Here is a 19,223-nt window from a genome sequence, read left to right as displayed (position 1 = left end):
TGATGTGTGTTTCCGACTCTCCTTTCTGAATTGAAAGGAGCGTCGATTTACTGCTTGGTTTATAAACGCGAGTCAGGTTTTACTTCTTGCAATATTGTCGTCGCGATTTCTTCAATCGATTTTGCTGTTGACGATAACCATCGTATGCCCTCGCGCTTCATCATTGCCTCCGCTTCATTCACTTCGTAGCGACAGTTTTCCAGAGATGCATATTTACTTCCCGGACGTCGTTCATTCCTAATTTCAGAAAGCCGTTCTGGCGCGATACTCAATCCAAAAATTTTCCCTTTAAATTGAGGTAATGCTGATGGCAATTTGCCGCGCTCAAAATCATCAGGGATCAGCGGATAATTGGCAGCCTTAATTCCATATTGCATCGCTAAGTATAAAGTGGTGGGGGTTTTGCCTGAACGTGATACACCTACCAAAATTACATCAGCCATCTCAAGGTTTTTATTCGATTGGCCATCATCATGCGCCAAAGAAAAGTTAATCGCTTCAATTCGGTTTTTGTACTCTTCAGTATCAGCGATATTGTGGCTGCGGCCAACCGTGTGTGTTGACTTCACGCCGAGTTCTTCCTCGAGTGGGGCTACGAAGGTTTGAATCAAATCCATATGCAAACCCTTTGAGCGGAAGATCACATGCGCCAGTTCGGGTTTGACTAAAGTAGAAAATACGATCGGTCTGTTGCCTGTAAGATCGAAAGCCTCGTTAATCCGTCGCACAGCATCCTCGGCCTTATCTAAAGTGTCGATAAAAGGCAAACGTACTTGTTTGAACTTCATGTCAAATTGGGTGATTACCGAGTGGCCAAAAGCTTCTGCGGTAATGCCTGTGCCGTCAGAGACAAAAAATACGGTGCGGTTGGCGTTGGGGAGAGGTGGCAGGCTTTGATCTGGCATAAAAAGATGAAATAGTTGATTTAGTAATAAATTAAAGAATAGCACTAGAGCGCACAGCTTCGTAAAGATTCCCTGACATCGATGCTTGCTTGGCAAAGATTAGGGTGAAAATCACTCAATTTTGTCTATGAAAGAAGACAGCCTTGACGAAGGGCGATTTCGCAGCTGATATATTATTAAAAATAGTCACAAAATTTGTGTGTCTAATGTGTTTTTTGCAGCGCACAAGGTAAAATGCTCAACAAAGATTTTAATTGAATGCTGGCAACAGAATAACAAAAATAATGCATGTCGCGTGAATTAGCCGCGATCACAGCAGGCAGTAAGCAGCGAGAAGTAAACGCAGTGCGACAGATTTCTTATCATCAAAAAAGAGGTTGTTATGTCTAACGCAGCAAATACCGAAGCAACTTACGTTGCCTCGTTTGAGCATTTACGGATGACAGATGTTGAATCCGTAGGTGGAAAAAATGCTTCACTCGGCGAAATGATTAGCCAGCTTGCTTCTGCTGGTGTTCGTGTGCCAGGCGGGTTCGCCACGACGGCGCAAGCCTTCCGCGATTTCTTATCACACAGTGTTGATGGTGGTTTGCCATTGGCTCAACGTATTGCAGATCGTTTGGAAAAACTCGATATTGAAGACGTTAAAGAGTTGGCAAAAGCGGGTGCTGAAATTCGTCAATGGATTATCGACACACCATTCCAACCACGTTTGCAAAAAGAGATCGAAGAGTTCTACAACAAACTCGTCGCCGACTCTAGTGCTGAAATGTCGTTTGCCGTGCGTTCATCTGCAACAGCTGAAGATCTGCCAGATGCTTCGTTCGCAGGTCAACAAGAAACTTTCTTGAACGTGGTGGGTATCGACAACGTTCTTGAAGCTATGAAGCATGTATTCGCATCTTTGTATAACGACCGCGCAATTTCTTACCGTGTACATAAAGGCTTTACGCATGCAGAAGTGGCTTTGTCTGCTGGCGTACAACGTATGGTTCGCTCAGACGTTGGTGCAGCTGGTGTGATGTTCACGATTGATACTGAGTCTGGTTTTAAAGATGTGGTATTCATTACCTCTAGCTATGGTCTTGGTGAAACGGTGGTGCAGGGAGCTGTGAATCCGGATGAATTCTATGTGCATAAACCTATGCTGGAACAAGGTAAGTTACCAGTAATTCGTCGCAACATCGGCTCTAAATTGATCAAGATGGAGTTCACAGGCGAAGCGAAAGCAGGTCGTTCAGTGAAAACGGTCGATGTGCCTATCGAACTGCGTAACCGCTATTCTTTGACAGATACAGAAGTCGTCGAGTTGGCGAAATATGCAGTGATCATCGAAAAACACTACGGTCGTCCAATGGATATCGAGTGGGGTAAAGATGGTCGTGACGGCAAACTTTACATTTTGCAAGCACGCCCTGAGACTGTTAAGTCACAACAAAAATCAACTGACGCTCAGCAGCGTTTCAAACTAAAAGGTACGGGTACCGTGTTGGTGTCGGGTCGCGCCATTGGTCAAAAAATTGGTGCAGGTCGCGTACGTGTGATTCATGATCCTTCGGAAATGGAACGCGTGCAGCCAGGTGACGTGCTAGTAGCCGATATGACTGATCCTAATTGGGAACCGGTCATGAAGCGCGCTTCGGCGATTGTGACGAATCGTGGTGGACGTACTTGCCACGCCGCGATTATTGCGCGTGAATTGGGTGTGCCAGCTGTGGTTGGATGTGGTGATGCGACCGATTTGCTCAAAGATGGAACCTTGGTTACTGTCTCTTGCGCTGAGGGCGATGAAGGTAAAATTTACGATGGTTTGCTAGAGACAGAAGTTACTGAAGAAATTCGTGGTGAACTGCCAAAGCTGCCATTGAAGATTATGCTCAATGTAGGTAATCCACAATTGGCGTTTGACTTCCAATCGGTACCGAATGAAGGCGTGGGCTTGGCACGTTTGGAGTTCATCATCAATAACAACATTGGTGTGCATCCAAAAGCGATTTTGGAATATCCAAACATCGACCCTGATTTGAAGAAAGCAGTGGAATCTGTCGCTCGTGGCCATGCTTCACCAAAAGCGTTCTATGTCGATAAATTAGCCGAAGGCGTGGCGACAATTGCAGCCGCATTCTGGCCTAAGAAAGTGATTGTGCGTTTGTCCGATTTTAAATCGAATGAATACAAGAAACTGATTGGCGGCACCCGTTATGAACCGGACGAAGAAAATCCAATGTTGGGTTTCCGCGGTGCAGCTCGTTACTTGGCAAATGATTTTGCTGAGTCGTTCGAGATGGAATGCACGGCGATGAAGCGCGTACGTAACGATATGGGTTTGACCAATGTCGAATTGATGATCCCATTCGTGCGCACCTTGGGTCAGGCTGAGAAGGTCGTTAACCTGTTGGCGAAGAACGGATTGAAGCGTGGCGAAAATGGTCTACGTTTGATCATGATGTGCGAAGTGCCGTCGAATGCGATCTTAGCGGATGAATTCCTCGAATACTTTGACGGATTCTCAATCGGTTCTAACGACTTGACGCAATTGACCTTGGGTCTCGATCGCGATTCAGGTATGGAATTGTTGGCAGCTGATTTTGATGAACGTGATCCTGCAGTTAAAGCGATGCTGTCGCGTGCGATTTCAGCTTGTCGTAAGGCGGGTAAATACGTGGGAATTTGCGGCCAAGGTCCTTCCGATCATCCAGATTTCGCAGAATGGTTGATGCAAGAAGGAATTGAATCGATATCTTTGAACCCTGACTCTGTTGTCGATACGTGGAAAAAATTGGCGAAGTAAGAAAGTTGTTTCACCAAATTCGGTGAACATAAATTTCTAATTCGCGCTGACTCCATAGTCTGATCTACCTGAATGGCGTATGAGCTCACACTCATACGCCATTTGTTGTTTTTGCGTCCATTCTTTATGTCTGTCATTGTTTTGTCATTTGCAGCCTTTATAATCTGCTTCGACTCAACAAGAAAAATAAAAACATCAAACCTTTATTTGCCCGATCATGTAAAACCCTCCACACACAATGTGTCGAGGGTTTTTTTGTTTTTAGATTACCGATGTTTTTAGAGTTATGATGGGGCAAACTAATCACTTGCAAAAAAGGAGAACAATATGGATGCATGGATGATGTGGCTGGTGCTTGCTGGCTTGGTTGTTATTTTGGAGCTCTTTACAGGAACCTTTTATTTATTAATGATTTCCGTGGGATTGCTTGCCGGTGCAGGCGTTGCTGCGATTGGCTTTGCTTCGCCATTTCAATTATTGGTGGCCGCGATTGTTGGTTCAATCGCGACTATCAGTCTGCATTTCAGTCGTTTTGGCTGGAAACAGCGAGGCGAAGCTTCACGCGATCCTAATGTAAATATCGATATTGGGCAGCAGCTGACTGTGGCCGAATGGATCGAAATTGGGCAAGGTAAATATACCGCTCGTACAAAGTATCGCGGCGCTTTGTGGGATGTGGAGTTGCACCAAGGGCGCGCTGAAGCGGGATTGTTTGAGATCGAAGAGGTTGTCGGAAGTAGGCTGATTGTGAAATCAGTCAACTAAGTACAATTGAATATTTAAAACGAGTCACAAGAAAAATAAGGAATGGAAATGGAAAATTCAACATTTGTAGTGTTTGTATTATTCGTATTAGCGTTGGTCTTCATTATGAAGACAGTGAAGGTTGTGCCGCAACAAGATGCTTGGGTAGTTGAACGTCTAGGTAAGTATCACGCGACTTTGGCTCCAGGGCTTAATATCGTTGTCCCATTCGTGGATCGGATTGCATACAAACATGTGCTCAAAGAGATTCCTCTCGATGTGCCACCGCAAGTTTGTATTACAAGAGATAACACGCAGCTGCAGGTCGATGGCATCTTGTACTTTCAAATTACAGACGCGATGCGAGCGTCGTATGGATCATCAAATTACATTGCAGCGATTACGCAATTGGCGCAAACAACCTTGCGTTCTGTGATTGGTAAGATGGAGCTCGATAAGACGTTTGAAGAGCGCGATCACATTAACACGACGATTGTAAATGCAATTGATGAGTCGGCCGCAAACTGGGGTGTCAAAGTATTGCGTTATGAGATTAAAGATTTAACGCCACCGAAAGAGATCTTGCACGCGATGCAGGCGCAAATTACAGCGGAACGTGAGAAGCGCGCCTTAATTGCTGCGTCAGAAGGTCGTAAGCAAGAGCAAATCAACATTGCATCGGGCGAACGTGAGGCAGCAATTGCTCGTTCTGAGGGGGAGATGCAGGCGTCGATTAATCGTGCACAGGGGCAAGCTGCTTCGATTTTGGCGATTGCAGAAGCCAGTGCCGAAGCGATACGCAAGACAGCATCAGCGATTCGCGAACCAGGCGGCGAAGATGCTGTGAATCTGAAAGTTGCTGAACAATATGTCGCTGCATTTGCGAACCTTGCTAAAACAAACAACTCGATTATCGTACCTGCCAATATGAGCGATATGAGTGGTTTAATTGCGAGCGCGATGCAGGTCGTCAAGGCACAAAAATAACGGTCCACAATTTAGATTTACTTGTAGAGCGGAAGCTTTCAAACACACCTCATTTGGGTCGATCCAAATGAGGTTTTGTTGTTTTGATGCATACATTTATTGTTAATTATTTGTATTGCTTTTATACTATCTCAAGGGTGGTTTAGCCTTTGTTAAGTTATCCTTCTCTTGGAGGAAGTATGAAAAGCAAAAGAAGAGTCTTCTGCCAATTTTCTTGCATCGCAATGATGTCTGCAGTGTCCGGACAAGGGTTAGGTGCTAGCCCGCAAAAAAAGCCATCCAGCTCTATTGCTCAACCTCAAACTCCCGCAAGCATCGAACAAAGTCAGATCACTTTACCCCTAAGTCTGCCTACAAGCTTGTCTAACTTGGACCAATTGAAAGCAGACGCATCCCATTATCTAGTGAGCGAGAAACTCGACGGCGTTCGAGCCTATTGGGATGGTAAGGCTCTGCTCTTTCGTAGCGGGCGGAAAATTCACTGTCCCCCATGGTTCACCCAAGGATTTCCAGCGTTTCCGATTGATGGCGAACTTTGGATAGCAAGAGGTAAATTTGAAGAACTGTCGGCCGCTGTCAGGCGGCAGCGGGCGGATGACGCTGAATGGAAGCAAATTAAGTATTGTCTATTTGAGTTGCCGGATAGTTTGGGCGATTTCGAGCAACGACTGCAAACCTTACAAGCACTGCCGAAACGCTTGCAAGTTCCTTGGTTGACTGTTGTCGAACAAAACCGTTTCAACACTAAGGAGCAAATTCGCGAGTATTTTCAAAAATTGATTGCAGACGGGGCAGAGGGCATAGTGCTTCATCTTGCAGAAGCTAATTATGAGAATAAACGTAGTGACAAGATATTCAAGTATAAGCCCTACTTTGATGCTGAAGCGATCGTCATTAAGCAGTTGACTGGTAATGGTAAGTTTTCTGGAATGATGGGAGCACTATTGGTCGAGGATAGATTTGGAAAGCGCTTTAAACTCGGTTCTGGATTCGATCAAGATCTGAGAAAAAAACCACCCCCTGTGGGATCATGGGTGACTTTTCGTTATCGTGATTCCACAGAAAGTGGGATCCCACGTTTTGCGACTTATTTGCGTCAATATGATCCGGATTGAATTAATGAACTAATCAACACTATATTTTTTTCGTAGTGCATCCATTAGCCCTGATGATTTCACTTTTTCGAACGCATGCTTGAGTTTAGTGATAACTGCAGCATCAGATTTTCTATTGATCGCAAAATAAAAAAGATACTCCTCGTCCAATGTGTAAATCGGCTCGATATCCTTGAGTTTATAGGGCAGTTTACTCAACTCGTATGTTGCGCCACCATTAGTCGCGAGAATGATATCTATTCGTTTGAAAAACAATTTCTTCATATTCGAAGTTGTACTTGGTGCTTCGTCAATTTGACTGCGTGAAAACAAACCGCGATCCACAACAAGTTTGATGGCGGAAGTATCCCGCACAATGCCGACTCGATATTTCTTCAAATCTTCTTTAGATTTGATATGAATATCGGTGCGTTCTGCGAGTTTGAAAAGCATCATCTTGCGTGGTCCGATTGGACCGATCCACTCAAAAAAAGCTTCCCGTTCGGGTGTTCTGGTGGTTGTGTAAAGTAGGGTATTTGGCTCACTCGATGAGCTGAGATAGGCTCGCCCCCAAGGTAGTAGAGTAAAGTTGGCGGGGATATCCGCCTCTTTCAGCATGGCCTCAAGAATTTCAGTGGAGTAGCCTGTAAACTTGCCATTATCGAGATAATTATAGGGCGGAAGATGCTCTGTATAAACTCTCAGGATGGCGTTGGACTCGAGCTGGAAGGCTAGGCAATCAGCGTGACAAAAAAGCAAACAAGCGATAAGAAGTAAATATAAAGCTCTCATACTCTTCTTGCAGCGTTAAAAATGAATAGCTAATAGTAAAACTGAATTTTTAACGAAGCAAGAAATGCTTTCTCGATTGACGTCTTTAACAACGCTGATGTGTTTGACGGGATGTTAACACTCCTGACTTGCAGGTCAATTGTATTAACGAATTAAACCGCAGCCTCTAGGAACTCTTGTTGCTCCAACCACTCTATTTCTAGCTGTTCTAGCTCTTTCACAACGTAAGCTTGATCAAGCAGCATATTTTTTAGCTTGTCTTTGTTTTCATCGTTGTAGATATCGCTATCGGCTAGCTGTTTGCTGTAGTCGTCTTTTTTGAGATTAAGTTTCGCCATTTGTTCTTCGAGTCGCTTAATCCGAGTCTCGATAGGTTTGCGAAGTGCCGCGATGCGTTGACGTTCTTCAGCATCGCGACGTTTTCTCTCTTTGTCGTCAAGTTGAGGTGTATTGGGTACTGGCTTTGCTTGTGGTAATTCTGCCGCTTTTGATTTCGTTTTCTCCGGTAAGTTTGCTGCCGCACTTTGTGCGGCTTGTGCGACCTGTTCCAGTTTCGTTTTGTAGAGCCAATCTTTATAGTCGTCTAGATCGCCATCGAATGGCAGCAATTGACCATCCGCAACAATGATGAATTGATCTGTCGTTGCACGCAGTAAATGCCTATCATGTGATACCACCACTAGCGTGCCTTCGAACTGTGCTAATGCTTCGGTGAGAGCCTCGCGGGTTTCAAGGTCTAAGTGATTGGTTGGTTCATCGAGCAGTAATAGGTTTGGACGCTGCCATACAATCATCGCCAAAGCGAGGCGCGCTTTCTCACCGCCAGAGAATGGGGCGATCGGACTTGTCACCATGGTTCCAGGGAAGTTAAAACCGCCCAGGAAATTTCGAAGTTCTTGTTCGCGAACATCCGGCGCGATGTGGGCCAGATGCCAGAGCGGCGATTCATCGTGGCGTAGCATTTCAACTTGGTGCTGCGCGAAGTAGCCTATCGATAAGCCTTTTCCTGTCGTGATCGTTCCCTTCAATGGTGGGAGATCGCCAACGATAGTTTTGATCAGGGTTGATTTACCGGCGCCGTTAATCCCTAACAAACCGATTCGTTGTCCGATTTGTAGAGAAAACTTCACATTGCCAACAATTTTCTTTTCCGTGAAGCTGTGATCTGTTTCCGATTCTAAACGATAGCCGCAATCCACCTCGTCCATCACTAACATCGGATTAGGCGCACTCAAAGGCTCGCGGAATTCAAATGAAAATTCTGCAGCAGCTCGCAAAGGGGCCAGTTCTTCCATCTTCTCCAAAGCTTTGATACGGCTTTGTGCCTGCTTCGCTTTCGACGCTTTTGCCGCGAATCTGTCAATGAAAGATTGTAGGTGAGCACGTTTGCGGTTTTGTTTTTCGATAGAACTTTGCGCTAGGATTAACTGCGCAGCGCGTTGACGTTCGAATGCCGAGTAATTTCCTGAATAGCGCTTAAGTTTGCGTTCATCAATATGCACCACGACATTCACAACACCATCAAGAAAATCGCGATCATGGGAAATAATAATCAATGTACCTTGGTAACGCTTCAGCCAGTCTTCTAGCCAAATGATGGCATCGAGATCCAGATGGTTAGTTGGTTCATCTAGAAGCAGTAGGTCGGATTTGCACATCAAGGCCTGTGCTAAATTTAAACGCATACGCCAACCACCGGAAAAGCTAGCAACTGGTTGATCCATCTGTTCCAGCGTGAAGCCTAAACCAATCAATAGCTGCTCTCCGCGCGAACGTACAGTGTAGGCATCAGCGTCTGCCAAGGCACCATAGACTTCGCCAATCGCGATACCATTGTCGTGGGATTCGGGTTGGGCCTCTAACTCGGCTAACTGCGCCTCCAATTTTCGTAAGGTCACATCCCCATCAATCGCATAATCGATGGCGCTTCTTTGCAGTGGCGGTGTTTCCTGCGCGACGTGGGCTAATTGCCATTTCGCAGGAAACTCGATGCTACCTTGATCAGGATGCAGTTCACCTCTGAGCATCGCAAACAGACTCGATTTGCCAGCGCCGTTTGAGCCGATCAGGCCAATCTTGTCGCCAGGGTTGAGCGTGACATCGACGCTGTCGAACAAAGGTTTGGTGCCGCGTGCCAGAATTACTTGTTGAAGACGAATCATTATGCAATACGTGTGAAGTGCTACTAAAAATAAAAATGCTCAAAACGCAGGAAACAACGTTTTGAGCTTGTATGTGTGGCGCGCATTCGTTGTCGAATTAGGCTCGCCGAGTGAAACTGAGATGCTAGCTTTCGCTGTCTTGTAACTGCTCGGCCGTCAACATAAACACCATATCATCTCCAGCGCTTGTGGATAGCCAGGTCAAACCGTATTCCGCAAATGCCTCTTCGGCGAATACGCGCTCATTACCAATCTCCACCATCAGAATGCCGTTTGGTTTTAAGCGTTTGCCAGCACCAGCCACGATTTTTCGCACGAGGTCCATGCCGTCATCGCCACCCGCTAATGCAATTTGCGGTTCGTGTAAGTACTCTTGTGGAAGCTTACTCATGGAGTTTGAATTCACGTACGGTGGATTGGTGATAATCATATCGTACAACTTGTCAGGAACATTGCTGTAGAGATCAGATTCAATCAAGCTAATACGATCTTCTAACTCATAGGTTTGTACGTTCTTGCGTGCAACGGCGAGCGCATCCTTGGAGATGTCGACCGCATCTACCTGCGCGTTGTAAAACGCATCTGCCAACATAATTGGCAAACAACCCGAACCCGTACAGAGTTCAAGAATATCACTTACTTCTTCTGGATCTTGTACCCAAGGTGAGAAGCGCTCAGGAATAAGTTCGGCGATAAAGGATCGTGGAACAATGACACGTTCATCAACATAAAAATTGTACGTGCCTAACCATGCTTCCTTAGTGATGTAAGACGCTGGAACTCGATCGCTTGCGCGGCGCTCAATGACAGCAATTGCGGCGTTAATTTCTTCAGGTAGAAGGCGCGCATCCAAAAATGGGTCAATCTTATCGAGCGGAAGTTTTAAAGTGTGCAGTAAAAGGTAAGCGGCCTCATCAAGTGCATTGGCACTGCCATGACCGAAAAATAATTGCTCCGTGTTGAAGCGAGTCACCGCATAGCGTAGTAAGTCACGCAAGGTTTGGAAGGGGAAATTAGTGGTACTCATATCATTGGCCTTGCGGCAGTAAGAGGTTTTCGAGTGTGCGACGATAAATGTTTTTGAGCGGATCTATATATTTCAACTCGATATGTTCGTCGATTTTATGAATGCTTCCATTCGGTGGGCCAAATTCGACAACTTGCGGGCAGATCTTGGCGATGAAGCGGCCATCAGAGGTGCCACCTGTGGTCGATAACTCAGTTGTGACACCTGTTTCCGCAAAAATTGCTTGTGATAGGGCATCGCTGAGGCCACCTTTCGGTGTGAGGAAAGGATGGCCACCAATGGTCCATTTTAAGTCGTAGTTCAATTGATGTTTGTCGAGGATTGCATGCACACGTTGTTGCAAGCCTTCCGCAGTGCTGGCAGTTGAAAAACGGAAGTTAAAGTCAATCACGACTTCGCCTGGAATGACATTCGACGCCCCTGTGCCGCCATGGATGTTCGACATTTGCCAAGAGGTGGGTAAGTAATAATCATTGCCTTCATCCCAAACCTCAGCCGCGAGTTCGGTCAGCGCAGGAACCGCGAGGTGGATAGGGTTTTTTGCAAGTTGGGGATAGGCGATATGACCTTGTACGCCTTTGACAACGAGTTTCCCTGACATCGTACCGCGGCGACCATTTTTGATCGTATCGCCGAGCACATTACTCGATGTCGGCTCGCCAACGATGCAATAGTCAAGTTGCTCGTCCCGCTCTTTGAGTTGATTGCAGACGACCACGGTACCATCTGTTGCAGGACCTTCTTCATCGCTCGTAATCAGAAATCCAATAGATCCTCGATGGTTCGGATGAGCAGCCACGAATTCTTCAGTGGCCACCACGAAGGCAGCGATCGACGTTTTCATATCGGCCGCACCACGGCCAAAGAGTTTGCCATCACGATGGGTAGGCGCAAAGGGTGCGGACTGCCACTGATTAACTGGGCCGGTTGGCACTACATCAGTATGGCCAGCAAATACTACGAGTGGTCGTTGAGTGCCGCGACGAGCCCAGAGATTCGTGACGTCACCAGACTGTATCGTTTCACACTGAAAGCCAAGCGGTCTTAGTAAATCGATTAAAGTATTTTGGCATCCTTTGTCTTCAGGGGTGACAGAGTCGAGACCGATTAAGTGTTCGGTGAGGGCTAAGGTTTTACTCATGCGGCAGATGAAAATAGAGTTTGATATTGGTCGGGCTTGAAACTTACCGCAATGCTGAGCTCGGATTCTTGCTCAATGACTAGCACTGGACGTTTAATGACTGAAGGGTTCTCAAGCATAAGGGCGATAGCGCCTGACGTTGTATCGGCCTGGGCTTTTTGTACATCGCTCAATGCGCGCCAGGTTGTTCCTTTTCGATTAATTAAAATGGTGAGATCACTTTTTGTTAGCCATTGCTCAATCGCCGATTTGTTCAAGCCATCTTTTTTGAAATTATGGAAATGAAAAGGAATTTCTTGTTCTTCCAGCCAAGTGCGAGCCTTCTTCACTGTGTCACAGTTGGGAATGCCATACATGGTAATTTTGCGGGAACTGCTCATGCTTAAATTGTTAAAGTAAATTCGGTAAATGTGGCCTGATCTTTTAACTCTGGCTCAGGTTCTGGTGCAGCGGCAGGTTGGTTCTTCGCCGCGAGCATTGCATCGTTATTAATGAGCCACAATAAGTTATTAGCGGAATCGGCATTGGCTAAGCCTTCATCTTGAGTGATTAGCCCGTCTTTGATCAGCTGTAGTAATGCTCGTTCAAAAGTTTGCGAGCCTGGTGCTAAACTTTTCTCGATTGCCTCTTTGATCTGGAAAATGTTGCCTTGTTCGATGAGTTCAGCGACGTAACGAGTGTTAAGCATGATTTCGACGGCCGGACAACGACCACCGTTGGTAGCTTTCACTAAGCGTTGAGAAATAATCGCCTTAATTGCAGAGGCTAGATCTAATAGTAAGGCGCTTCGGTTTTCGATCGGGAAGAAACTAATGATACGATTCAAGGCTTGGTAGCTGTTATTGGCATGTAAAGTTGCGACCACCAAGTGACCTGATTGAGCGTAAGCGATCGCCGCCATCATAGTCTCTAGATCGCGAATCTCACCGATCAAAATGCAGTCTGGAGCCTGGCGCAACGAGTTACGAAGAGCGGTCTTCAAGCTATCTGCGTCGGTACCAACTTCGCGTTGATTAACAATAGACTTTTTGCTGCGGAACAAATATTCGATCGGATCTTCAATCGTCAAAATGTGGCCTGTTTTTGTTTCATTGCGAAAGTCCAACATCGAAGCGATCGATGTTGACTTGCCAGAGCCTGTTGCACCAACCACCAGAATCAGGCCGCGCTTCTCCATGACCAACTCAGCCAGTACTGGAGGTAAATTCAAGGACGTAAACGCTGGGATGATTCCAGGAACAAAGCGAAAAACCGCAGAAGTCGAACCGCGTTGTTTAAATGCTGACAAACGGAAGCGGCCAATACCTGGTGCACCAATACCTACGTTAAGTTCGTTATCTCGCTTGAACTGCTGTAAGTGTTCGGCTGAAACAACTTCACTGAGCAAAGTCATGATGTTGTCTTCATCCATCTTTTGCTGATTGATTGGCAAGAGGTTGCCATTAATCTTCAAATGAATGGGGGAGTTAATCGCGAAAAACATATCAGAGGCATTTTTTTCCTTCATTAACTGAAATAAACGATCCATTGCCATGATTAATTCCTTCCCATTCTTTATAGATTTAATTTTCTAGATTTTTGATGAATTAAGCGCCACGCAGTAATTCGTTGATGCTTGTTTTTGAGCGTGTTTGGGCGTCGACTCGTTTAACGATTACAGCGCAATACAGACTATACTTTCCACACGCAGAAGGTAAATTGCCAGAAACCACAACCGAGCCAGCTGGCACTCGCCCATAACTTACTTCGCCTGTAGCACGATCATAAATCTTCGTTGATTGCCCGATATAGACGCCCATAGAAATCACCGAGTTTTCCTCGACGATCACACCTTCAACGATTTCTGAGCGCGCACCAATAAAGCAATTGTCTTCGATGATGGTAGGGTTCGCTTGCATTGGCTCTAATACACCACCGATACCCACACCGCCCGATAAGTGCACATTCTTACCGATTTGTGCGCATGAACCGACTGTTGCCCAAGTATCAACCATCGCACCTTCGTCAACGTAGGCGCCAATGTTGACGTAGGACGGCATCAAAACCACGTTTTTACCGATAAAACTGCCGCGACGAGCTACCGCTGGTGGTACCACGCGGAAGCCACCTTTCGCAAAATCTTCTGCTGTGTAGTTAGCAAATTTGGTCGGCACCTTGTCAAAGAACTGCATGTGTTCGCCCGAAGGCATTACGATATTGTCTTCCAAACGGAAAGATAATAGTACGGCTTTCTTTACCCATTGATTAACATGCCAAGCACCACCAAGCTTTTGTGCGACACGCAGGCTGCCGCCATCTAATTGTTCCAACACATGGGCGACTGCTTCACGCAACTCGGCTGGTGCGTTCTTTGGAGAGAAATTGGCGCGATCTTCCCAAGCTTGATCGATGATTTGCTGTAATTGTTGTGTCATGACTTAAGTGTAATTAATGAAATTAGAGAACGAATTGGCTAAATTAAATGGCTAAATACAATGTGGGTTGCGGCTAAGTTTCTTGCGTTGATGTACGCATCAGTGCTTGAGTGTAGGCGGCGATCCGTTGTGCGGCTTCCATACATTCTTCGACCTCGGCAACCAGAGCCATGCGGATCCTGTTTTTACCAGGATTCTTTCCGTGCGCCTCGCGCGCCAAAAAGCTTCCAGGTAAAACAGTGACATTATAGTCGCGGTAGAGCCCCAGTGCGAACTCTGTATCGGAGATTTTCACGTACTTATCTACACCAGCCCAGAGATAAAAAGCAGCATCAGGTAACTTTACGTCAAGTACCGACGCCAGTACTGGTGTTACTTGGGTAAATTTTTTGCGATACAGTTCACGATTGTGAATAACATGCTCCTCGTCGTTCCATGCCGCGACAGATGCGGCCTGTACGCTCGGTGACATCGCTCCTCCATGATAGGTGCGATACAACAAGAATTGTTTGATGATTGACGCATCGCCAGCGACGAAGCCTGAGCGCATACCAGGTACATTCGACCGTTTTGATAAACTTGAGAGTGTTATTAGACGAGCGAAATTTGTTCTGCCAGCCTTGAAGGCTGCACTCAAGCTGCCAAGCGGAGGCTCTTGCTCAAAGTAGATCTCTGAATAGCATTCATCGGCAGCAATGATGAAACCATATTTATCAGAAAGGTGAAATAGTTCTTCCCAGTCTGTTTGTGTTAACACTGCACCTGTAGGGTTACCAGGGGAGCAAACAAAGAGAAGTTGTGTTCGTCGCCAGATTTCGTCAGGCACTTTACTATAGTCAGGTGCAAAGTTGCGGTTTGGATCTGCATTGACAAAATACGGCTCCGCGCCCGCAAGGTACGCTGCACCTTCATAAATTTGGTAAAACGGGTTGGGACACATCACGATTGGTTTTTCGTGATGGTGTGGGGTTGGATTAATTACTGCCTGCGCTAACGAGAATAATGCTTCGCGCGATCCATTTACTGGAAGAATTTGTGTATTGATATCGAGCGCGGGTACTTGGTAGCGGCGTCCAAGCCAATCGCTGATCGATCTTCTTAATGACTCATTGCCAATCGTTGATGGATAATTTGCGAGCCCATCCAGGTTGTTAATGAGTGCATCTTTAATTAGTTGTGGTGTCGCATGTTTGGGTTCGCCTAGCCCAAGACTAATGGGCGTATACGCTGGGTTTGGCGTAGTTCCTGCAAACAGTTTCTTGAGTTTTTCGAAAGGATAGGCTTGAAGTAAGTCTAAATTGGGATTCACGGTGTTGAGCCAGTTATGCGGTTTTGGGTAAGAAATCAATTTTCAAAAATGCTGCAACTCGAGCGAAGCGCCTTTGTGCGCTCCTATTATATCGTTGTGCTTGCGGCTTTGAAGTTTCATTTGCTATAAGCATATGTTTGTATTGTTGGTTGAGTTGATCAAAAACGCCAAAAACTCCAATTTGGCGGCTCGGCAATGTTATGATGTGCGGTCTTACTTGGTTTAAAAGTAAGGTTTTTTGCACGCCAGAAGCTATCTTTAGGTGGATTTTGCTGGTGTTTGGCTTTTTTGCAGAGATTTGATTTGTTCGTAAAATTCAATAAAAATCGATAAATAAGAATAACGTGCGCTTAACTTCAATTAAATTATCTGGATTTAAATCCTTTGTTGATCCCACGCATTTTCAGGTTCCAGGTCAACTTGTTGGCGTTGTTGGTCCCAATGGATGTGGTAAATCTAATATCATCGACGCTGTCCGTTGGGTTTTGGGTGAGTCAAAAGCATCGGAACTTCGCGGCGAATCGATGCAGGACGTCATTTTCAACGGTTCTACCCACCGAAAACCAGCGGGGCGCTCGTCTGTTGAGCTTGTGTTTGACAATAGTCTGGGTAAAGCGGCTGGGCAGTGGAGTCAATATGCTGAGATTGCGGTTAAGCGAACACTGACACGTGACGGCACCTCCACTTATTACATCAATGGCCAGCCCGTTCGTCGGCGGGATATTCAAGATATTTTCCTTGGTACCGGTCTAGGTCCACGTGCCTATGCAATTATTGGTCAAGGCATGATTTCTCGCATTATCGAATCCCGACCAGAAGAGCTTCGTGTGTTTTTGGAAGAGGCAGCTGGCGTGTCGCGCTATAAAGAGCGGCGTCGTGAAACCGAAAATCGTATTCATGATACGCACGAGAATTTGGTGCGTGTTGAAGATATTTTGCGCGAACTGAACGCCAATTTAGAAAAGTTAGAAGCTCAAGCTGTCGTTGCAAACAAATATCACTCCTTGCAAGCCGATCAAGAAGAAAAACAAAAACTCTTGTGGATGTTGCGCAAACGTGAAGCAGCAGTGGAGCAAAAAAAATATTTCGCAGAAATCGAGAAATGTCAGATTGATCTCGAAGAGCAAACTGCAAAACTGCGTCATGTAGAACTCGAACTAGAGCAGATGCGCCAAGCGCACTATGCTGTTGGCGATAAGATGCATCAGGCCCAAGGTAATTTGTATCAAACCAATGCAGAGATCGGTAGTCTCGAGGCGCAGATTAAGTTTGTCATCGAATCGCGCGCTCGCTTGCAATCCCAACTGAATTCACTGGCGGCTCAACGTGACCAGTGGCAACGGCAAGGTCAACAATTTCAAGATGACTTGTCTGATGCGGAAATGCATGTCGACGAGCTAGCCATGCGCAGTGAGCAAGCGCAAGAAACAGTCGCGCAGCAGAATGAAAAAATTCCTGCTCTAGAACAAGTGTGGCGTGAAGCGCAGTTGAAGACGACAGAGTCACGCGCGAAAATCATGCAAATGCAGCAGCAGATTGAGCTAGAGTCTGCGCATCAACGCAATGCTTCGAATATCTTGAATACTTTGGCGGCGCGGCGCGAGCGCCTCAATCAGGAAAAGCAAGGTTTAGTTGTTCCGGATACCTCACATCTACAAAATTTAGCAATGCAACTCGAAGAGAAAAAACAAATTCTCGAAGAAACGACGATGCAGCTTGAAGAGGCGCAAGAACAACTGCCTCAGTTGGAAGAGGAACGACGTACTGCGCAGGAGCAAGTCAATAAAGACGCCGCACAATCTGCACAACTCGATGCGCGTTTGGCGGCTCTGAAGTCTCTGCAGGAGAGTGTAGAGAGCCAAGGAAAAGTGCAACCCTGGCTGGCGAAGCACGAGCTCGAAAAGCTTCCAAAGCTGTGGCAAAAAGTACAGATAGAAGCGGGCTGGGAAACGGCACTGGAGTCGGTTTTACGTGAGCGAACATCTGCGCTCGAAATGTCAAATCTCGAATGGGCTAAAGCGTTTTTTAGTGACGCACCGCCTGCTAAATTAGCATTGTATGCGCCTCAAGTTAGCGCACCGATGACGGTGGCTGCTGGTATGCAGTCGATGTTCGATTTGCTGCAGTTAAATGACGCCGGTGTGCGCGGAGTGATGCAAGACTGGTTGCACAACATCTATGTCGCGACTGATGTGGCAACCGCTTTCATTGAGCGCAACAAACTTCCTGCCGGCGCAAGTTTCATTACGAAGCAGGGACACATGGTAAGTGCTTCCAGTGTTCGCTTTTATGCAGCCGATTCAGAGCAAGATGGCGTTTTGGCTCGTCAGCAAGAAATTGAAAATATCGGCAAGCAAGCCCGTGCTCAGCATCTGCTGGCAGATGAAGGTAAAACACGTGCGGTGCGTGCTGAAGCGGTGTTCAGCCAAGCGAGCCAAACTTTACAGGAATTACGCGGACGCGTTTCCACGTTGACGCAGACCGTGCATAGCTTACAGATCGAGTACATGAAGTTGGCAGAAGTGCAGGAGCGTTTCAACCAACGCAGTACGCAAATTCAATCTGATTTAGCTGAAATCTCCGAACAAGAGCAAGAGCAGCAAACCGCTCGCGCTGAGTCTGAAGCAAAGTTTGAAGAACTCGATGTAGCACTGGCCGAAATGCAGGAGACGCACGAAGAAGGTCAAACCGAGTTTCTTGAAAAAGAGCAGCAACTCAATGATGCAAGATCACGTTTGCGAGATCTCGAATTGGCTGCTCAAGAAGCTAGCTTCGCGGAGAAGACGCATCGGGTCAAAATTGACGAGCTGAAACGCAGTATTGCGACTGCTGTGGAGCAGGCTTCTCAGTTGTTCGCAAATATGCAACAGGGGCAGCTTGAACTTGAAAATATGGATGAGCAAACTGCACAGGCTGGTTTGCAGACCTTGTTGGAAAAACGTAGTGATCAAGAGCGGGTATTAGCGGATGCACGTCACGAGTTGGATCAGTTGACGCAGAAATTGCGTCATGCTGAAGAATCCAAAATGCAAGTCGAAAGAAGTTTGCAGCCGCAGCGAGATCGCATTGTTGAGTTGCAATTAAAGGAGCAAGCCGCTCGTCTGAATCAAGAGCAATACGAAGAACAGTTGCGCAATTTTGAAGTGGATGAAGCTGCTTTAGAACCGAAGTTACACGATGATTTGAAACCATCATATCTGCAAGGTGAGGTCACGCGTTTGACAAACGCTATCGCAGCTTTGGGGGCGGTCAATTTGGCGGCTCTAGATGAATTAGCTCAAGCGCAAGAACGTAAAACCTTCTTGGATTCACAATTCGCGGATCTGACTGAAGCAATTACCACTTTGCAAGATGCGATTCATAAAATCGATATTGAAACGCGCGATCTCCTGCAAGACACCTTTAATCGAGTCAATCATCATTTTGCAGAATTGTTCCCGATCTTGTTCGGTGGCGGTCAAGCAAAATTGATTATGACCGGTGACGAAATTTTGGATTCGGGTGTACAGGTTATGGCGCAGCCGCCAGGTAAAAAGAATGCCACGATTCATTTGTTGTCGGGTGGTGAAAAGGCTTTGACTGCGACTGCTCTGGTTTTCTCTATGTTCCAACTGAATCCAGCACCTTTCTGTTTGCTTGATGAGGTTGATGCGCCTTTGGATGACTCGAATACTGAACGTTTCTGTAATATGGTGAAGCGAATGTCGAGCAATACACAATTCTTATTTATCTCCCATAACAAAATTGCGATGGAAATGGCACAACAATTGATTGGTGTCACCATGCAAGAGCAGGGGGTTTCTCGAATCGTTGCGGTGGATATGGAATCTGCCGCAAGCCTAGTTGGTGAGGGTTAA

The 19,223-nt window shown here is 46.2% G+C and carries 14 protein-coding genes; 5 read left to right on the top strand and 9 right to left on the bottom strand.

Going from position 1 to position 19,223, the window contains the following annotated elements; genetic code table 11:
* Positions 1 to 59: 59 nt before the first annotated feature.
* On the bottom strand, positions 60 to 905 hold the full coding sequence (ppsR, locus tag H8K36_RS01675) for a posphoenolpyruvate synthetase regulatory kinase/phosphorylase PpsR (protein WP_186915387.1): 846 nt from the start codon (positions 903 to 905) through the stop codon (positions 60 to 62).
* A gap of 382 nt (positions 906 to 1,287) precedes the next feature.
* On the opposite strand from ppsR, the gene ppsA reads away from it, so the two are divergent.
* From ppsA to H8K36_RS01655, 4 genes are all read left to right on the top strand, one after another.
* Positions 1,288 to 3,696 carry a phosphoenolpyruvate synthase gene (ppsA, locus tag H8K36_RS01670; RefSeq protein ID WP_186915388.1) on the top strand — a complete coding sequence of 803 codons (2,409 nt, stop codon included), beginning with the start codon at positions 1,288 to 1,290 and terminating at the stop codon, positions 3,694 to 3,696.
* Positions 3,697 to 4,023: 327 nt separating this feature from the next.
* A complete protein-coding gene (locus H8K36_RS01665) occupies positions 4,024 to 4,461 on the top strand; it encodes an NfeD family protein (protein ID WP_186915389.1) in 438 nt (145 codons plus the stop codon).
* 48 nt (positions 4,462 to 4,509) lie between these two features.
* The gene (locus H8K36_RS01660) at positions 4,510 to 5,427 is read left to right on the top strand and encodes an SPFH domain-containing protein (protein ID WP_222611096.1); all 918 of its coding nucleotides are present in this window, start codon (positions 4,510 to 4,512) and stop codon (positions 5,425 to 5,427) included.
* A gap of 179 nt (positions 5,428 to 5,606) precedes the next feature.
* A complete protein-coding gene (locus tag H8K36_RS01655) occupies positions 5,607 to 6,542 on the top strand; it encodes a DNA ligase (protein ID WP_186915391.1) in 936 nt (311 codons plus the stop codon).
* Between the two features lie 9 nt (positions 6,543 to 6,551).
* Here the strand turns inward: H8K36_RS01655 and H8K36_RS01650 are convergent, their stop codons facing one another.
* The 8 genes from H8K36_RS01650 to dapC form a co-directional block, all read right to left on the bottom strand.
* Complete coding sequence (locus tag H8K36_RS01650; protein WP_186915392.1) at positions 6,552 to 7,313, bottom strand: substrate-binding periplasmic protein; 762 nt, start codon at positions 7,311 to 7,313, stop codon at positions 6,552 to 6,554.
* A gap of 152 nt (positions 7,314 to 7,465) precedes the next feature.
* The gene (locus H8K36_RS01645; RefSeq protein WP_186915393.1) at positions 7,466 to 9,475 is read right to left on the bottom strand and encodes an ATP-binding cassette domain-containing protein; all 2,010 of its coding nucleotides are present in this window, start codon (positions 9,473 to 9,475) and stop codon (positions 7,466 to 7,468) included.
* A gap of 124 nt (positions 9,476 to 9,599) precedes the next feature.
* Positions 9,600 to 10,502, bottom strand: coding sequence for a 50S ribosomal protein L3 N(5)-glutamine methyltransferase (gene prmB / locus H8K36_RS01640; protein WP_186915394.1), 903 nt, complete (start codon positions 10,500 to 10,502; stop codon positions 9,600 to 9,602).
* A 1-nt stretch (position 10,503) separates the two neighbouring features.
* On the bottom strand, positions 10,504 to 11,643 hold the full coding sequence (gene dapE, locus H8K36_RS01635; RefSeq protein ID WP_186915395.1) for a succinyl-diaminopimelate desuccinylase: 1,140 nt from the start codon (positions 11,641 to 11,643) through the stop codon (positions 10,504 to 10,506).
* Positions 11,640 to 12,023, bottom strand: coding sequence for an ArsC family reductase (locus H8K36_RS01630; RefSeq protein ID WP_186915396.1), 384 nt, complete (start codon positions 12,021 to 12,023; stop codon positions 11,640 to 11,642). The genes dapE and H8K36_RS01630 overlap by 4 nt, the downstream gene beginning before the upstream one ends.
* Before the next feature lie 2 nt (positions 12,024 to 12,025).
* Entirely contained in the window at positions 12,026 to 13,177 is a 1,152-nt protein-coding gene (locus H8K36_RS01625) for a PilT/PilU family type 4a pilus ATPase (RefSeq protein ID WP_186915397.1), read from the bottom strand.
* A gap of 52 nt (positions 13,178 to 13,229) precedes the next feature.
* Positions 13,230 to 14,057: a 2,3,4,5-tetrahydropyridine-2,6-dicarboxylate N-succinyltransferase gene (gene dapD / locus H8K36_RS01620; RefSeq protein ID WP_186915398.1), complete on the bottom strand. Its 828-nt coding sequence runs from the start codon at positions 14,055 to 14,057 to the stop codon at positions 13,230 to 13,232.
* A 73-nt stretch (positions 14,058 to 14,130) separates the two neighbouring features.
* Positions 14,131 to 15,366, bottom strand: a complete 1,236-nt coding sequence (gene dapC / locus H8K36_RS01615) for a succinyldiaminopimelate transaminase (protein ID WP_186915399.1) — start codon at positions 15,364 to 15,366, stop codon at positions 14,131 to 14,133.
* Positions 15,367 to 15,710: 344 nt separating this feature from the next.
* Here dapC and smc point away from each other — a divergent pair, with 344 nt between their 5' ends.
* Complete coding sequence (gene smc, locus H8K36_RS01610) at positions 15,711 to 19,223, top strand: chromosome segregation protein SMC (RefSeq protein WP_186915400.1); 3,513 nt, start codon at positions 15,711 to 15,713, stop codon at positions 19,221 to 19,223.

Source organism: Affinundibacterium nitidum, assembly GCF_014284155.1.
GTDB lineage: Bacteria > Pseudomonadota > Gammaproteobacteria > Burkholderiales > Burkholderiaceae_D > Undibacterium > Undibacterium nitidum.
The sequence above is the reverse complement of the archived record's forward strand: the minus strand, read 5'-3'. Positions and strand labels throughout refer to the sequence as shown.

Excerpts from the sequence above, each read along its gene's own strand:
- ppsR (WP_186915387.1), bottom strand. The coding sequence starts at position 905 with ATGCCAGATCAAAGCCTGCCACCTCTCCCCAACGCCAACCGCACCGTA.
- ppsA (WP_186915388.1), top strand. The coding sequence starts at position 1,288 with ATGTCTAACGCAGCAAATACCGAAGCAACTTACGTTGCCTCGTTTGAG.
- H8K36_RS01665 (WP_186915389.1), top strand. The coding sequence starts at position 4,024 with ATGGATGCATGGATGATGTGGCTGGTGCTTGCTGGCTTGGTTGTTATT.
- H8K36_RS01660 (WP_222611096.1), top strand. The coding sequence starts at position 4,510 with ATGGAAAATTCAACATTTGTAGTGTTTGTATTATTCGTATTAGCGTTG.
- H8K36_RS01655 (WP_186915391.1), top strand. The coding sequence starts at position 5,607 with ATGAAAAGCAAAAGAAGAGTCTTCTGCCAATTTTCTTGCATCGCAATG.
- H8K36_RS01650 (WP_186915392.1), bottom strand. The coding sequence starts at position 7,313 with ATGAGAGCTTTATATTTACTTCTTATCGCTTGTTTGCTTTTTTGTCAC.
- H8K36_RS01645 (WP_186915393.1), bottom strand. The coding sequence starts at position 9,475 with ATGATTCGTCTTCAACAAGTAATTCTGGCACGCGGCACCAAACCTTTG.
- prmB (WP_186915394.1), bottom strand. The coding sequence starts at position 10,502 with ATGAGTACCACTAATTTCCCCTTCCAAACCTTGCGTGACTTACTACGC.
- dapE (WP_186915395.1), bottom strand. The coding sequence starts at position 11,643 with ATGAGTAAAACCTTAGCCCTCACCGAACACTTAATCGGTCTCGACTCT.
- H8K36_RS01630 (WP_186915396.1), bottom strand. The coding sequence starts at position 12,023 with ATGAGCAGTTCCCGCAAAATTACCATGTATGGCATTCCCAACTGTGAC.
- H8K36_RS01625 (WP_186915397.1), bottom strand. The coding sequence starts at position 13,177 with ATGGCAATGGATCGTTTATTTCAGTTAATGAAGGAAAAAAATGCCTCT.
- dapD (WP_186915398.1), bottom strand. The coding sequence starts at position 14,057 with ATGACACAACAATTACAGCAAATCATCGATCAAGCTTGGGAAGATCGC.